Here is a 14840-nt window from a genome sequence, read left to right as displayed (position 1 = left end):
GGGGTATCGTCTAATCGCTAATGCTGATGCCTTGATAGAGCGCGTCGATCAGGCACCGCTGTGCATGGCTTGAAATTCAGCCAGGCAGGCTTCGGCCAGGGCCGAGCGTGGTGCCGTGCGCCGCATGATCAGGCCCAGTGGCGCGAGGGTGCTGGCCTGCTCGATCGGTTGCAGGCGCAGCCGTTCGGTGAGCACTTCCAGACCTGCCGCCAGTGGCATGATCGCGCAACACAAACCGCCGCTGACCGCCTGAACCAGCTGATGGACGGCATCGGTCTGTAGCAGCAACCGCGGCTCCAGGCCCCGGCTGTGGAAGTTGTGATCAATCGACTGGCGAAAGTGCATGCCGGCGGTGAGCAAGCCCAACGGCAGTTCGGTCAGTGCTTGCCAGCTTAAAGGTTGCTCGTCGAAGCAAAAATGATCTGGGTCATACAACAGGCCCATGCGCGTTTCACCCAGGGGCTGGGACACAAAGCGCTCGTGGTCGAGGCGCTCCAGATACGACACACCCAGGTCCAGGCGGTTGCTGGTCAGCTGCTCAAGGATCTGTTCGGAGCTCAGTGCGCTGAGTTCGAAGTTCAGGTCCGGGTGCTGCTGGTGCAGACGTTGCAGCAGCGGCAGCGGATCGAAGCTCGACAGCGGTACCACGCCAAGGCGCAGGTTACCGACCAGGTGTCCGCGACAGGCCGCGGCTTCCGCGTGCAGGCCATCGAACGCGGCAATCACCGTACGGGCCCAGGCCAGTACACGCTCGCCCTGGGCGGTGAAGCCTTCGAAGCGCTGGCCACGGTTGACCAGGGCCAGGTCCAGCTCCTGTTCCAGGTTGCGCAGGCGCATCGACAGGGTCGGTTGGGTCACATGGCAGCGGGCGGCGGCCTGGCCGAAATGACGGGTTTCGTCCAGGGCGATGAGGAATTTGAGTTGTTTGATGTCCATCGTCGCTCCGTGGCGCAAAGCAGGCGAAGCATTCTAACCTGTCCTAGACTCCAGGCTCCGAGATTCATCACCAAGGAGAGCGGTATGAGCATTTTCAGTTTTATCAAAGAGGCCGGTGAGAAAATCATCGACCTGCTGACCCCAGGTAATGCCAATGCCAGCGAGCAGTTGAAGGACCATGTGGCGAAGGTGGGACTGGGCAATCCGAACATTCAGACGACGGTGGACGGCGACAAGGTTACCGTGACTGGTGAGGTGGCCAGTCAGGAGGAGAAAGAGAAGATCCTCCTGGCGCTGGGTAACATTGCCGGCGTGGCTAGCGTGGACGATCAGATCACTGTCACCGGCCCGGTTGTTGCGGCTGCCCGCTTCGTTGTAGTGAAGAAAGGCGACACCCTGAGTGCCATTTCCCTGGCCGTGTACGGCAACGCCAATCAGTACAACAAAATCTTCGAGGCCAACAAACCACTGCTCAGCCACCCGGACAAGATCTATCCAGGCCAGACCCTGCGTATTCCCGAATAACCCTCAAAGCCCTTCGAGCAGGGTCCGGTAGTCCTCGACTGCAGCGAATTCTTCGGTATCCCGCGGGCCTTTACGGCTGTCGGGCTGGCGCACCGCAAGCAGGTGCGCCACGCCGAAGTCGCGGGCGCTGCGCAGGATCGACAAGGTGTCATCGATAAACAGGCTGCGCGCTGGCACAAAGTCGATGTCAGCTTGCAGGGCCTCCCAGAACTGCGGGTTTTCCTTGGGATAACCGTAGTCGTGAGAGCTGATCAGGCGCTCGAAGTAGGGCGCAAGCTCCACCCTTTCCAGTTTCAAAGACAGCGAATCCCGGTGGGCGTTGGTGATCAGGATCACCCGTTTGCCGGCCTGTTTGATTGCCTTGAGGAAAGTATCAGCGTCGGGGCGCAGAGCGATCAGATGGGCGGTTTCCAGCTTCAGGTCACGCACCGGGAGGTTCAGCTCGCGGCTCCAGAAGTCCAGGCAGTACCAGTTCAGCGAGCCTGCGTGCTGCTCGAACAAGGGCTGCATCTCGAGCTCGGCCATCGCCCGGCTGATGCCGTGCAGGTCGGCGTAGCGCTGGGGCAGGTGTTCGAGCCAGAAGTGGTTGTCGAAGTGCAGATCCAGCAAGGTACCGTCCATGTCCAGCAGGACGGTGTCGATGGTGGACCAGGCTAAAACGGGCATATGAAATTCTCGGACAGTCAGGCAGCGGTGGCTGGGCAAGCCACGGTATAGTAACCCGTTCACGCCAAGGAGCCGCCCCATGCGCCAGAAACCCACCGTCCTCTCCCGAGAGATTGTCGCCAGCAGTCGCCTGTTTCGGGTCGAAGCTGTGCAATTGCGCTTCGCCAATGGTAATGAGCGCACCTATGAGCGGCTTGTGGGGCGCGGCAACGGTTATGGCGCGGTGATGATCGTGGCGATGCTCGACGCTGAGCACGCGGTGCTGGTCGAAGAGTACTGCGGCGGTACCGACGAGTACGAGCTGTCCTTGCCCAAGGGCCTGATCGAGCCGGGTGAGGATGTGCTGGCGGCGGCTGACCGCGAACTCAAGGAAGAGGCTGGCTTTGGCGCTCGTCAGCTCGAACACTTGACCGAGCTGTCGCTGTCGCCGGGTTACATGAGCCAGAAAATTCAGGTGGTGCTGGCCACTGATCTGTACGAAGAGCGTCTGGAAGGCGATGAGCCGGAGCCGATGCGAGTCGACAAGATCAACCTGCGCGAACTTTCGGCCTTGGCCCAGCACCCGCAGTTTTCTGAAGGCCGTGCGCTGGCGGCGTTGTACTTGGTCCGTGACCTGCTGACGCAACGTGGAGCGTTCAGCGCATGAGTGACGTGCAACTGATGCAACAGGTGGTCGAGTTGGCCCGTCAGGCGGGCACGGCCATCCTGCCGTTCTGGCGCGCCGATGTCGCGGTAACGGCGAAAGCCGATGATTCTCCGGTCACCGCTGCCGACCTGGCCGCCCATGAAGTGATTGCCAAAGGCCTGCAGGCGTTGGCCCCGGATATTCCGGTGCTGTCCGAGGAAGACTGCAATATCCCACTGGCTGAGCGTCAACAGTGGCAGCGCTGGTGGCTGGTTGACCCGCTCGACGGCACCAAGGAATTCATCGCTGGCACTGAAGAGTTCACCGTCAATATCGCCTTGATCGAGCAAGGCCGGGTGGTGTTCGGAGTGGTGGCGATTCCCACCAACGGCCGTTGTTATTACGGTGGCCAAGGTATTGGCGCCTGGTGCGCCGAGGCTGATGCAACGGCGCAAGCCATTCAAGTTCGCCTGGCTCCACCGGCGGGCGCAGGTTTTACCGTGGTTGCCAGCCGACGCCATTCAAGCCCGCAGCAGGAAGCCCTGCTGGCCGGTTTGAGTACAGCGGTCGGTGAGCTGGAGCTTGCCAATATCGGCAGTTCGCTGAAGTTCTGTCTGTTGGCCGAAGGTGCTGCCGACTGCTATCCGCGCCTGGCGCCGACGTCTCAGTGGGACACCGCGGCCGCCCAGGGTGTGCTGGAAGGGGCCGGCGGTGAAGTGCTCGATCTAGACGGTCAGACCTTTGCCTACCCGCCGCGCGAATCGCTGCTCAACCCCTTTTTCCTCGCTTTGCCAGCCGCCGCGCCGTGGCGCGGCAAGCTGCTGCAGCTGGCTTCAACGATGTAGCACGTACTGGCCGCTGAACAACACAGCGGCTTGATCGCTGCCGGCGTTGTTGACTTGGGTGTGCAGGTTCAGGCGCGCCCGGCCGCGGCGCTGGTAGGTGGCAACGAAGCGTTCCCAGACTTTCTCCTCAGGCGCTGCGCACACGGCGATGGCCGCGCCGGTAACCGGCAGCGGATAGCTGATTTGCCCTTCCTGAATGACGATATGGCCATCGTCGATCCCCGCCTCGCGCAGACGCAGGTGCAACCAGCCCCAACCGACCAGCACCGCCGCGCAGTACAGGCTGCCGCCGAACATGGTGCTCTTGTGGTTGACGTTGGCTGCCAGCGGCAACTGCAGGCGCAGTTGCTGGTGCTGCCAGTCGAGTACCTGCAGGCCCATCTCGCGGGTCAGCGGAATGTCACCGTGCAGCACGGATTCAAGGTAGCGGCTGTCGGTGGTCATGGGCGGTTGTCCTCCATCTCGTCGGGGCTGCTGTTGCTGTCGGCGAAGCTCAAACCATGCTTGCGCAGCTTGTCGTGCAAGGTCTTGCGTGGGATACCCAGCGCTTCGGCCAGACTGCGCATGGAACTGTGTGATTGGGCCAGTTCGGCGGCAATCAGTGAGCGCTCGAATTGTTCGACCTGATCGCTGAGGTTGCCGCTGCCGGGCGTGACAGCTTGTACATGGGCTGGCGGCGGAGCTTCACCATCCAGCGCCAGTTCAAGGCCCAGGGCAAAGCGCTCTGCGGCATTTTGCAGCTCACGGACGTTGCCTGGCCAGTTGTGGCGCAACAGCAACGCACGCTGTGCCGGTTGCAAGGTGTGGGGCGGCAGACTATGACGTTCGCTGGCAGCGTCGGCGAAATGCTGGAACAACACCAGGATGTCATCGCCGCGTTCACGCAACGGCGGAATACGCAGGGGCGCAACGTTCAGGCGATAGTAAAGGTCAGCGCGGAAGCGCCCCTGGTCGGCAGACTGGCGCAGGTCTTCCTTGGTGGCGGCGATGATGCGGATGTCCAGGGGGATCTGCTGGTTGCCGCCCAGACGCTCGACCACGCGTTCCTGCAGCAGGCGCAGGAGCTTGACCTGGACATCCAGGCTCATGCTCTCGATTTCGTCGAGGAACAGCGTACCGCCGTTGGCGAATTCGAACTTGCCGATCCGGCGCTTCTGCGCGCCGGTGAAGGCGCCGGGTTCGTGCCCGAACAGCTCGCTCTCGACCACCGATTCGGCCAGGGCGCCGGCGTTGATCGCTACAAACGGGCCGTCACGGCGGCTCGACAGGTCATGCAGGGCACGGGCGACTACCTCTTTGCCCGCTCCGGTCTCGCCCAGGATCAGCACGTCGGCACGGGTGCCAGCCAGGGCGCCGATCTGTTCGCGCAGGCGCAGCATCGGCGTGGAGTGGCCGACCAGGCGAGTACTCAGTTGCTGACGGTCGCTCAGAGCCAGGCGCAGGCTGCGGTTATCCAGAACCAGGCGGCGCAGGGCCAGGGCCCGGCGCACGCTGTCGAGCAGGGCGTCACTGGCGAAGGGCTTTTCGAGAAAATCGTAGGCGCCCGCCCGCATTGCCTGTACCGCCAGGGGCACGTCGCCATGGCCGGTAATCAGCAACACAGGCAGGTCTGGGTCCTGGGCATGCACGTGCTGCAACAGTTCCAGGCCATCGATGCCGGGCATGCGGATATCGCTGACGAGTACGCCGGGCCAGTCCTGGGGAATGCGTCCGGCCAGGTTCTGGGCGTCGCTCAAGGACAGCACTTTGAGGCCGGCAAGATCCAGGGTCTGGCTCAGGGCCTGGCGCAGATGCGGGTCGTCGTCGACCAGGATCACCTGTACGTGGCTGTCGATGAGCGGCTCGGTGGTCATGCCGATGGGTCCTCTGAAGTGTGCAGGGTGGCGCCGGGTGTGGCCACGCGAAGTTGCAGGGTGAGCAGGGCGCCACCTTCAGGGTGGTTACCGAGCAGCAACTCGCCGCCCAGCGCCCGCATCAAGGTATCGCAGATCGCCAGGCCCAGGCCAAGACCCTGGGTGCGCGTCTTGGTGGTGAAAAACGGTTCGCGGGCACGGGCCATGGCTTCGCTGGTAAAGCCCGGGCCGTTGTCGCGAATGTAGAGATAGACGTTGCCATCGCGCTGTTCGGCACTGAGCATGAGTTTACGCGGGTTGGCTTTCTCGGTCAGGGCGTCGAGGGCGTTGGCCAGCAGGTTGCCCAGAACCTGGCGCAGGCGGGTTTCCCCGGCCTGGACCCACAGCGTCGCATCCGGCAGATCGCGCACCAGTTCCACCGCCATGGCGCGACGGCGCTTGGCCAGCAGCGCCAGGGCGTCATCCAGGGCAGGTTGCAGGGCCACGCTTTCCGGGGCATGGCGGTCCCGCCGCGCGAAGGCACGCAGGTGAGCAATGATCGAGGCCATGCGCCCGGTCAGTTCGCTGATCAGCTTGAGGTTGCTGCGGGCGTCGTCGGTGCGCTGGTGATCGAGCAGGATCTCGGCATTTTCTGCGTAACTGCGAATCGCCGCCAAGGGCTGGTTGAGTTCGTGGCTGATGCTCGCCGACATGGTGCCCAGCACCGACAGTTTGCCGGCCTGGACCAGCTCGTCCTGAGCACGCACCAGTTCCTGCTGAGCCTGTTCGCGTTCCAGGACCTCGTCTTTGAGGCGGGTGTTGAGGCCTTCCAGGTCGGCAGTTCGTTCAATCACACGCTTTTCCAGCTCCTGGCGTGCGTGCGCCTCGAAATCGATGCGGTCCATGTAATGGCGTCGGCGTTGCATCATCAGGCCCAGCAACAGCATCAGCACCAGCAGGGTGGCAGCACCGATGGCGACCACGGTGTTGACCGAGCGGTCGATCAGGGTTCGCGGTGCGAGGATGCTGACCTGCCAGCCGGTTTCCTCGATGGCCTGGGTCTGGATCAACCAGGCCGCCTGGTCAAGGTTCAGCGGCTGCGGGGCTTGGGTCGGGTAGGGTTGAATGGCGGCGATGGCCTCGCGTTCATCATCGGTCAGTGGCCGGGTGGCACGAAAGCGCCAGTCTGGTCGGGAAGTGAGGATCACCACGCCGTTATGGTCGGTCAGCAGCAACTGCTCGGGGGTTTTGCCCCATAAGGTTTCGGTGTGGTCAAGATCGACCTTGACCACCAGGGCACCGATGATCTGCTCGCCATCGCGCACGGCAGCGGCGAAAAAATAACCGCGTTTGGCCGACGTCGTGCCCTGGCCAAAGAAGCGCCCCAGGCGTCCGGCAATCGCTTCGGAGTAGTAAGGCCGGAAGGCGAAGTTGCGGCCGACGAAGCTGTCGTGCTTGTCCCAATTGGACGCTGCCAGGGTATTGCCCCGGGAATCCATCAGGTACATGACTTCGGCGCCAGTCTGGGTGGCGATATCCTTGAGCAGGCGGTTGGCGTTGGTCAGGGTTTCAATGCGTAGTGGATCAGCCAGCACGGCACGCAGCGCAGGCAGGTCGCCAAGGATCTGCGGCAGGGTTTCATAGCGGTGCAGGGTGCCGAGCAAGTTGGCAACGTACAGGTCCAGGGTCTGGCGGTTCTGACCGGCCAGTTCGCCCTGATAGTAGTGTTTGGCCAGGTGCTGCAAAGGCCAGAGCAGCGGTGCCAGGCACACGGCCAGCAAGGCCAGGCTGCGCCATCGCGGGCGGCGGGGAAGTGGTGGAATCTTGGTCATCGTAATTGCGCCAGAATGATCTGGCGCATTATGCGCTACTTCAGGCAGTCGATCAGCGCTTGCTGCCAGTGCGGCTGGCTGACCTGCCACTCGCGTAGCAGGCGGCTGCAATCGAGGCGTGAGTTCAGCGGCCGCCGGGCCGGAGTCGGGTAATCACTGGAAGGAATAGGTACCAGTCTGGCACAGGGCAGGCCCTGGGCCTTGAGCTGCTCAGCGATGGCCTGGGCGAATCCAAACCAGGAGGTTTCCCCCTCGGCGGTCAGGTGGTAGGTACCCCAGGCACCGGCCTGACCTGCCTGCCAGCGTTCGATCAGGGCACGGGTGCTGAGTGCGATGGTGCCCGCCCAGGTCGGTGCGCCGATCTGGTCGGCGACGATGTTCAGTTCCGGTTTTTCCTGCAGCAAGCGTTGCATGGTCAGCAGGAAGTTACGCCCGTGTAGGGAGTACACCCAGCTGGTGCGCAGGATCAGGTGCTCACCACCGACAGCGGCGATGGCCCGTTCGCCCGCTAGTTTGCTACGCCCGTAGACCCCCAGTGGGTTGGGCACGTCATCTTCGTTGTACGGGCTGTCCTTGCTACCGTCGAATACATAGTCAGTGGAGTAGTGGATCAGCGGGATGCCCAGCTTCGCCGCTTCCTCGGCGAAGATCCCCGGTGCCTGGGCATTGATCGCAAAGGCCAGCTCCGGCTCGCTTTCGGCCTGATCCACCGCCGTATGGGCGGCGGCATTGATGATCAGGTCTGGCTTGAGCGCCTGGACTTGCTCGCGGATAGCCTCGGGGTGGGCCAGGTCGAGTTGCTCGCGACCCAGCACATGCAACTGGCCAAGGTCGCCCAGGCGCAGTTGCAGCTCCCGGGAAACCTGGCCGTGCTGGCCACTGATAAGGATGCTCAATGGGCGTGCAGTCATGGCAGCAAGTCCAGGTCTTTCAGCGATTTTCCGAGCTGGTCTTTGGCGGACAATTGCGGCCCTTCGCTCAACTGCCAGTCGATGGCCAGGTCCGGATCATCCCAACGAATACAGCGTTCGGCTGCCGGGTTGTAGTAGTCAGTGGTTTTGTAGAGAAACTCGGCGCTGTCACTGAGTACGACGAAACCGTGAGCGAAACCCTCCGGAATCCAAAGCTGGCGGCGATTGTCGGCAGACAACCTGATCCCGACCCACTGCCCGAAGTGTGGAGAGCTGCGACGGACATCGACGGCCACATCCAGCACTTCTCCGTGGGTCACGCGTACCAGCTTGCCTTGGGTATTTTCCAGTTGGTAATGCAGCCCGCGAAGTACACCCTTCTGCGACCGGGAGTGGTTATCCTGGACAAAGGTTGTGCTTACACCGGTTTGTTCTTTGAACGCTTTGGCGTTGAAGCTCTCGTAGAAAAAACCGCGCTCATCACCGAACACCTTGGGTTCGATGATCAGTACGCCGGGCAGATCAGTAGTGATTACGTTCATTAATATTCTTCAGCCAAGCCGTAAAGGTATTGTCCGTAGCCGGTCTTGCCGAATGCCTTGGCGCGTTCCAGCAATTGTGAGCGATCGATCCAGCCTTGCTGGAAAGCGATCTCTTCCAGGCAGGCCACTTTCAAGCCCTGACGGCGCTCGATGGTTTGTACGTACTGCGAGGCTTCCAGCAGGCTGTCGTGGGTGCCGGTGTCGAGCCAGGCAAAGCCCCGGCCGAAACGCTCGACACGCAGATCGCCGCGTTGCAGGTAGGCGTTGTTGACGTCGGTGATTTCCAGCTCGCCGCGCGGCGAGGGTTTGACGTTCTTGGCGATTTCCACCACATCGTTGTCGTAGAAATACAGGCCGGTCACCGCATAGGGCGACTTGGGTTTGGCCGGCTTCTCTTCGATCGACAGGGCGCGGCCATGCTGGTCGAAGTCGACAACACCGAAGCGCTCCGGATCCTTGACCAGATAGCCGAAAACCGTGGCGCCGGAAGGTTGTTTGATAGCTCGCAGCAATTGTTCGCTGAAGCCCTGGCCGTGGAAGATGTTGTCGCCCAGGATCAGGCAGACCGGATCATTGCCAATGAACGCTTCACCAATCAGGAAGGCCTGTGCCAGGCCATCGGGAGAAGGTTGTTCGGCATAGCTCAGTTCGATACCGAACTGGCTACCGTCGCCCAGCAGCTGCTTGTACTGCGGCAAGTCGTGCGGAGTGGAAATCAGCAGGATTTCGCGGATACCGGCCAGCATCAGCACGGAGATCGGGTAGTAGATCATCGGTTTGTCGAAGATCGGCAGCAGTTGTTTGGATACACCCAGCGTGATGGGGTGCAGGCGGGTTCCGGAGCCCCCGGCGAGAACGATACCTTTGGTCATGCAATGAGATCCTTGTAGTTGCTGAAGCCCAGGCGTTGCCCTTGATAACTGCCGTCTTGTACGCGTTGGCACCACTCCAGATTGTCGAGGTACCACTGCACGGTCTTGCGCAAGCCGCTTTCGAATGTTTCTTCGGGGGTCCACCCCAGTTCGCGTTCGATCTTGCTGGCGTCGATGGCATAGCGCTGGTCATGGCCAGGACGATCCGCAACGAAGGTAATCAGCTCGGCATAGTTGGCTATGCCTGCCGGGCGCTGTGGCGCGAGTTCTTCGAGCAGTGCGCAGATGCCGCGTACCACATCGATGTTTTTCTGCTCGTTGTGGCCGCCAATGTTGTAGGTTTCGCCGACCTGACCTTCGCTCACCACTTTAAGCAAGGCGCGCGCATGGTCCTCGACAAACAGCCAGTCGCGTACTTGCAGGCCATTGCCATAAACGGGCAGCGGCTTGCCGGCCAGGGCGTTGAGGATCACCAGTGGGATCAGCTTTTCCGGGAAATGGAACGGCCCGTAATTGTTTGAGCAGTTGGTGATCAGTACTGGCAGGCCATAGGTGCGCTGCCAGGCGCGGACCAGGTGATCGGATGCCGCCTTGCTGGCGGAGTAGGGCGAACTTGGCGCGTACGGCGTGGTTTCGGTGAACAGGTCATCGACACCATGCAGGTCGCCATACACTTCGTCGGTGGAAATGTGATGAAAGCGAAACGCTGCGCGCCCTGGCGCTGGTAGCGCCTGCCAGTAAGCACGGGTCGCTTCCAGCAGGCTGTAGGTGCCGACGATGTTGGTCTGAATGAAATCCGATGGTCCATCAATTGAGCGGTCGACGTGTGACTCTGCCGCCAGGTGCATGATCGCATCGGGCTGGAAGCGCTCCAGCACCGCGCTGACAGTTGCCTGGTCGGCAATATCAGCCTGGACAAACTCATAGCGGGTGTTGGTCGCGATACTGGTCAACGATTCCAGATTGCCGGCATAGGTCAGTTTGTCGAGGTTGAGGACCTCGTGCTCTGTGGCGCCGATCAGGTGGCGAATCAAGGCCGAGCCGATAAAACCGGCACCGCCGGTTATGAGTATGCGCATTTCCAATGACCTTTGATGAGTCTGATGATGTTTCGCTCAAGCCTAGCTTGCGGACAAACCGCGGCAAGGTATTTATGCCGATACGGCAGGGTACTGTGCTGCGCTTCGTAGTTCATCGCTTTTTCCCTGCCGTACTTGCTTATCGGCTGAAGCAGTGGCGATATAAGCAACAAAAAAATGAGGTCCCATCATGCCGCTCAATACCTTGCTTCACCGCTCCAGCCAGCCTTGTCCCGACGTCAGCGAGCCGCAAGCGCTGCAGGTGTTGCAGGAGCGCTACGGGCTGAGTGGCTCGTTGCAACCGTTAGGCAGTCAGCAAGACTTGAACTTTCGTGTCGATAGCGCCGAGGGACGCTATGTGCTGAAAATCTGTCACGGCGATTATACCGTTGTCGAACTCGAGGCCCAGCACGCCGCCCTGAGTTACTTACATGAGCGCGGGTTACCGGTGCCCGCCGTGATAGCGGCAGGGTCTGGTGAGCAACTGCTGGCCCTGGAACTGGACGGCCAGCCGCTGCGGGTACGTCTGCTCGAGTACATAGAGGGGCAATCGCTGACCCGCCTCAAGTACATGGAGCCGCAGTTGATCGCCGAGCTGGGCAGGCTCTGCGCCCGTATCGATCAGGCGCTGGCCGGTTTCACCCATCCCGGGCTTGAGCGCACCTTGCAGTGGGACCCACGGCATGCCCCGGCGCTGATTGCGCACCTGTCGCCGGTGCTCACCGACGAGCCGCGCAAGGCGCAACTGCTGGCAGCCACTGGCAAGGCCGAACAGCGCCTGCAACCGTTGCTCGAGCAGTTGCCGATGCAGGCGGTGCATCTGGACATCACCGATGACAACGCTGTCTGGCAGCGGGATGAGCAGCGGCAATGGCAGCTGCAAGGGGTCATCGATTTCGGTGACCTGCTGCATACCTGGCGTATAGCCGACCTGTCGGTAACCTGCGCCGCCTTGCTGCATCATGCCGAGGGCGATCCGCTGCGCATTCTGCCTGCCGTCCAGGCCTACCATGCGCTTAATCCGCTGAGCGAAGCCGAGCTCAAGGCCCTTTGGCCGATGATCGTTGCGCGCGCCGCCGTGCTGGTGCTCAGCAGCGAGCAGCAACTGAGTGTCGATCCGGGTAATGGCTATATTCGCGACAACCTGACTCACGAATGGGAGATCTTTGACGTCGCGACCAGTGTTCCGTTCGAGCTGATGGAAGCTGCGATTCTACAGGTCGCCGGCTTCGAACCAGGCACCTTGCCGTTGCAGGCAAGCCTACTGCTGCCTGGCTTGCAGGGCGGCACCGTTACCCCGGTGGATCTGGGTGTGTTGAGCAATCACTTGCAGGCTGGCAACTGGGAACAACCCGGTATCGACCAGCAACTGTTGCGTGAGCAGGCTGGCGCACAAGGTGCAGCCTGTTCGCTCTACGGTGAGTATCGTCTGTCGCAAACCCATATCGACAACCCGCTGGAGCCGCATACCTTTGCGTTGCATGTCGAGCTACAGGTGGCCGCGGGCACCGAGTTGCAGGCGCCTTGGGCGGGTGTCTGGGTACACACGGCAGAAGGCCAGGGCTGTCTGAAAGGCGAACACTGCAGCCTCTGGTTGCGCGGGGTGGATGATGCGCCTGACGCCGGCGCACACTTGAACCAAGGGCAGCGCCTGGGGCAGACGGACGGAGTGTTGCGCATCCAGCTATGCCGCGTCGCGGATCTGTATCCGCCTGCTTTCGTGGTGCCTTCACGGGCCGCCGCATGGACGTCGTTGTGTCCATCGCCACAGGCAGTGCTCGGCTTCCCCTGTGACGCCGAACCACTGGTCGATGCCCAGCAACTGCTGGCACGCCGCGACGCCAGCTTTGCCCGCTCGCAAAAGCACTACTACGAGCAGCCACCGCATATCGAACGCGGCTGGCGCAACTACCTGATCGACATGCAGGGTCGCTCGTACCTGGACATGCTCAACAATGTCGCGGTGCTCGGCCATGGCCATCCGCGCATGGCCAGCGAGGCAGCCCGGCAATGGTCGCTGGTGAACACCAACTCACGTTTCCATTACGCAGCCATTGCCGAGTTTTCCGAGCGCCTGCTCGAGCTGGCCCCCGACTCAATGGACCGGGTGTTCCTGGTCAACAGCGGCACAGAGGCTAACGATCTGGCGATTCGCCTGGCATGGGCCTACAGCGGCGGCCGCGATCTATTGAGTGTGCTGGAGGCCTATCACGGCTGGTCGGTGGCCACCGATGCGATTTCCACCTCGATAGCCGATAACCCGCAGGCGCTGAGCACCAGGCCGGAATGGGTGCACCCGGTGATTGCACCGAATACCTATCGTGGCGCCTATCGCGGTGAAGGAAGCACCGCCGACTATCTGCGCGATGTCGATGCCAAGCTTGATGCCCTGGCTGGCGAGCAACGGCAACTGGCCGGCTTCATTTGCGAGCCGGTCTATGGCAACGCTGGCGGCATCTCGCTGCCACCGGGTTACTTGCAGCAGGCCTACGCCAAAGTCCGCGCTGCCGGTGGCGTGTGCATCGCCGATGAAGTGCAGGTCGGCTACGGTCGGCTTGGTGAGTATTTCTGGGGCTTCGAGCAACAGGGTGTGGTGCCGGATATCATTACCATGGCCAAAGGCATGGGCAATGGTCAGCCATTGGGTGTGGTGATCACCCGCCGCGAAATCGCCGAGGCGCTGGAAGCCCAGGGTTACTTTTTCTCGTCTGCCGGTGGCAGCCCGGTCAGCTGCCGGATCGGCATCGCCGTGCTGGACGTGATGAAGGAAGAGGGCTTGTGGGACAACGCCCGTGACGTTGGCCGCTACTTCAAGGCACGCCTGCAGCATTTGGTCGATAAACATCCGCTAGCCGGTGCGGTGCACGGTTCGGGCTTTTACCTGGGCCTGGAACTGGTGCGCGACCGCACCACTCTGGAACCGGCCAGCGAAGAAACCACCACCTTGTGCAACCGCTTGCGCGACCTGGGGATCTTCATGCAGCCAACCGGTGACTACCTGAACATCCTCAAGATCAAGCCGCCGATGTGCACGACCCGCGAGAGCGTGGATTACTTTGTCGACAGCATCGACAGGGTGTTGTCCGAAGCGCTCTAGCACGTGGGCTGATAGCCGGTTAATCCGATTGTTATCGGATTAACCGGCTTTTTTGTGGCCGATATTTTTATTTTGTCGCTTTTAAAGTCGATATTTATCGGATATAAAGTGGCTCATTACCCCTGCAATCTGTCATCGGTCGTCTGCACGGTCAGTACGCCCAGTCATCTTTCGAGAGGTTTTCATGAGCCGCACCGTTACCGTCGCCGCCACCCAGATGGCGTGCTCTTGGGATCGTCAGGACAACCTGGCCACTGCCGAAAAACTGGTCCGCGAAGCGGCGGCCAAGGGCGCACAGATCATCCTGATCCAGGAGTTGTTCGAAACTCCGTACTTCTGCCAGAAGCCGAATCCGGATTACCTGCAACTGGCCACTCCAGTCGAAACCAACGCGGCTATCGAACACTTCCAGGCGCTGGCCAAAGAACTGCAGGTGGTGTTGCCTATCAGCTTTTTCGAACTGGCCGGGCGCGCGCGCTTCAACAGCATCGCGATCATCGATGCCGACGGCAGCAACCTCGGTGTGTACCGCAAGACCCACATTCCGGATGGCCCTGGCTACCACGAAAAGTATTACTTCAACCCGGGCGACACCGGCTTCAAGGTCTGGCAGACCCGCTACGCCAAGATCGGCGTTGGCATCTGCTGGGACCAGTGGTTCCCGGAGTGCGCGCGCAGCATGGCCTTGCTCGGTGCTGAAGTACTGTTCTACCCGACCGCGATTGGCAGCGAGCCGCACGACAAGAGCATTTCCTCGCGAGACCACTGGCAGCGTGTGCAGCAGGGCCATGCCGGCGCCAACCTGATGCCGCTGATCGCCAGCAACCGTATCGGTAACGAAGAGCAGGACGGCTACGACATCACCTTCTACGGCTCGTCGTTCATCGCCAACCAGTTCGGCGAAAAAGTCGAGGAGCTCAACGAGACCGAAGAGGGTGTGCTGGTGCATACTTTCGACCTCGACAAACTGGAGCACATCCGCAGCGCCTGGGGCACTTTCCGTGACCGCCGTCCGAACCTGTACGGCCCGGTGAAAAGCCTCGATGGCGCGCTGGAATCCTGATCGTTCAATGACCTC

General features: G+C 61.5%; 14 protein-coding genes. 5 read left to right on the top strand and 9 right to left on the bottom strand.

The window, feature by feature from the left end; translation table 11 throughout:
• Positions 1–48: 48 nt before the first annotated feature.
• The gene (locus ACO6VD_RS21430) at positions 49–936 is read right to left on the bottom strand and encodes a LysR family transcriptional regulator (RefSeq protein ID WP_422421940.1); all 888 of its coding nucleotides are present in this window, start codon (positions 934–936) and stop codon (positions 49–51) included.
• 84 nt (positions 937–1020) lie between these two features.
• Here ACO6VD_RS21430 and lysM point away from each other — a divergent pair, with 84 nt between their 5' ends.
• Positions 1021–1461 (top strand): peptidoglycan-binding protein LysM, encoded by a 441-nt coding sequence (gene lysM / locus ACO6VD_RS21425; RefSeq protein ID WP_400170346.1) that lies wholly within the window; start codon positions 1021–1023, stop codon positions 1459–1461.
• Positions 1462–1464: 3 nt separating this feature from the next.
• Here lysM and yrfG read toward each other — a convergent pair whose 3' ends face one another.
• The gene (yrfG, locus tag ACO6VD_RS21420; protein ID WP_422421938.1) at positions 1465–2127 is read right to left on the bottom strand and encodes a GMP/IMP nucleotidase; all 663 of its coding nucleotides are present in this window, start codon (positions 2125–2127) and stop codon (positions 1465–1467) included.
• 79 nt (positions 2128–2206) lie between these two features.
• Between yrfG and nudE the strand changes: the two genes are divergently transcribed.
• The gene (gene nudE / locus ACO6VD_RS21415) at positions 2207–2773 is read left to right on the top strand and encodes an ADP compounds hydrolase NudE (protein WP_107025876.1); all 567 of its coding nucleotides are present in this window, start codon (positions 2207–2209) and stop codon (positions 2771–2773) included.
• Positions 2770–3597 (top strand): 3'(2'),5'-bisphosphate nucleotidase CysQ, encoded by an 828-nt coding sequence (gene cysQ / locus ACO6VD_RS21410; RefSeq protein ID WP_422421937.1) that lies wholly within the window; start codon positions 2770–2772, stop codon positions 3595–3597. The genes nudE and cysQ overlap by 4 nt, the downstream gene beginning before the upstream one ends.
• Here cysQ and ACO6VD_RS21405 read toward each other — a convergent pair.
• From ACO6VD_RS21405 to rfbB, 7 genes are read right to left on the bottom strand one after another with little or no spacing between them, the layout of a single operon-like run.
• Positions 3586–4041: a YiiD C-terminal domain-containing protein gene (locus ACO6VD_RS21405; RefSeq protein WP_422421936.1), complete on the bottom strand. Its 456-nt coding sequence runs from the start codon at positions 4039–4041 to the stop codon at positions 3586–3588. The genes cysQ and ACO6VD_RS21405 overlap by 12 nt on opposite strands.
• Positions 4038–5450 (bottom strand): sigma-54-dependent transcriptional regulator, encoded by a 1413-nt coding sequence (locus ACO6VD_RS21400; RefSeq protein ID WP_422421934.1) that lies wholly within the window; start codon positions 5448–5450, stop codon positions 4038–4040. Before ACO6VD_RS21400 ends, ACO6VD_RS21405 begins: the two co-directional genes overlap by 4 nt.
• Positions 5447–7261 (bottom strand): sensor histidine kinase, encoded by a 1815-nt coding sequence (locus ACO6VD_RS21395; RefSeq protein WP_422421932.1) that lies wholly within the window; start codon positions 7259–7261, stop codon positions 5447–5449. The genes ACO6VD_RS21400 and ACO6VD_RS21395 overlap by 4 nt, the downstream gene beginning before the upstream one ends.
• Positions 7262–7296: 35 nt before the next feature.
• Positions 7297–8172, bottom strand: coding sequence for a dTDP-4-dehydrorhamnose reductase (gene rfbD / locus ACO6VD_RS21390; protein WP_422421930.1), 876 nt, complete (start codon positions 8170–8172; stop codon positions 7297–7299).
• On the bottom strand, positions 8169–8714 hold the full coding sequence (rfbC, locus tag ACO6VD_RS21385; protein WP_422421929.1) for a dTDP-4-dehydrorhamnose 3,5-epimerase: 546 nt from the start codon (positions 8712–8714) through the stop codon (positions 8169–8171). The genes rfbD and rfbC overlap by 4 nt, the downstream gene beginning before the upstream one ends.
• Positions 8714–9586 (bottom strand): glucose-1-phosphate thymidylyltransferase RfbA, encoded by an 873-nt coding sequence (rfbA, locus tag ACO6VD_RS21380; protein ID WP_400170337.1) that lies wholly within the window; start codon positions 9584–9586, stop codon positions 8714–8716. Before rfbA ends, rfbC begins: the two co-directional genes overlap by 1 nt.
• Positions 9583–10665, bottom strand: a complete 1083-nt coding sequence (gene rfbB, locus ACO6VD_RS21375; protein WP_422421927.1) for a dTDP-glucose 4,6-dehydratase — start codon at positions 10663–10665, stop codon at positions 9583–9585. The genes rfbA and rfbB overlap by 4 nt, the downstream gene beginning before the upstream one ends.
• Before the next feature lie 190 nt (positions 10666–10855).
• On the opposite strand from rfbB, the gene ACO6VD_RS21370 reads away from it, so the two are divergent.
• Both ACO6VD_RS21370 and aguB read left to right on the top strand, forming a co-directional pair.
• Complete coding sequence (locus tag ACO6VD_RS21370; protein ID WP_422421926.1) at positions 10856–13762, top strand: aminotransferase; 2907 nt, start codon at positions 10856–10858, stop codon at positions 13760–13762.
• A gap of 184 nt (positions 13763–13946) precedes the next feature.
• Complete coding sequence (gene aguB, locus ACO6VD_RS21365) at positions 13947–14825, top strand: N-carbamoylputrescine amidase (protein ID WP_422421924.1); 879 nt, start codon at positions 13947–13949, stop codon at positions 14823–14825.
• Positions 14826–14840 lie beyond the last annotated feature (15 nt).

The organism is Pseudomonas sp. GZD-222 (genome assembly GCF_049310525.1).
Taxonomy (GTDB): Bacteria; Pseudomonadota; Gammaproteobacteria; order Pseudomonadales; family Pseudomonadaceae; genus Aquipseudomonas.
This window is presented reverse-complemented; position numbering and strand designations above follow the sequence as displayed.

Coding starts and splice junctions, on each gene's coding strand:
- ACO6VD_RS21430 (WP_422421940.1), bottom strand. CDS start 936: ATGGACATCAAACAACTCAAATTCCTCATCGCCCTGGACGAAACCCGT.
- lysM (WP_400170346.1), top strand. CDS start 1,021: ATGAGCATTTTCAGTTTTATCAAAGAGGCCGGTGAGAAAATCATCGAC.
- yrfG (WP_422421938.1), bottom strand. CDS start 2,127: ATGCCCGTTTTAGCCTGGTCCACCATCGACACCGTCCTGCTGGACATG.
- nudE (WP_107025876.1), top strand. CDS start 2,207: ATGCGCCAGAAACCCACCGTCCTCTCCCGAGAGATTGTCGCCAGCAGT.
- cysQ (WP_422421937.1), top strand. CDS start 2,770: ATGAGTGACGTGCAACTGATGCAACAGGTGGTCGAGTTGGCCCGTCAG.
- ACO6VD_RS21405 (WP_422421936.1), bottom strand. CDS start 4,041: ATGACCACCGACAGCCGCTACCTTGAATCCGTGCTGCACGGTGACATT.
- ACO6VD_RS21400 (WP_422421934.1), bottom strand. CDS start 5,450: ATGACCACCGAGCCGCTCATCGACAGCCACGTACAGGTGATCCTGGTC.
- ACO6VD_RS21395 (WP_422421932.1), bottom strand. CDS start 7,261: ATGACCAAGATTCCACCACTTCCCCGCCGCCCGCGATGGCGCAGCCTG.
- rfbD (WP_422421930.1), bottom strand. CDS start 8,172: ATGACTGCACGCCCATTGAGCATCCTTATCAGTGGCCAGCACGGCCAG.
- rfbC (WP_422421929.1), bottom strand. CDS start 8,714: ATGAACGTAATCACTACTGATCTGCCCGGCGTACTGATCATCGAACCC.
- rfbA (WP_400170337.1), bottom strand. CDS start 9,586: ATGACCAAAGGTATCGTTCTCGCCGGGGGCTCCGGAACCCGCCTGCAC.
- rfbB (WP_422421927.1), bottom strand. CDS start 10,665: ATGCGCATACTCATAACCGGCGGTGCCGGTTTTATCGGCTCGGCCTTG.
- ACO6VD_RS21370 (WP_422421926.1), top strand. CDS start 10,856: ATGCCGCTCAATACCTTGCTTCACCGCTCCAGCCAGCCTTGTCCCGAC.
- aguB (WP_422421924.1), top strand. CDS start 13,947: ATGAGCCGCACCGTTACCGTCGCCGCCACCCAGATGGCGTGCTCTTGG.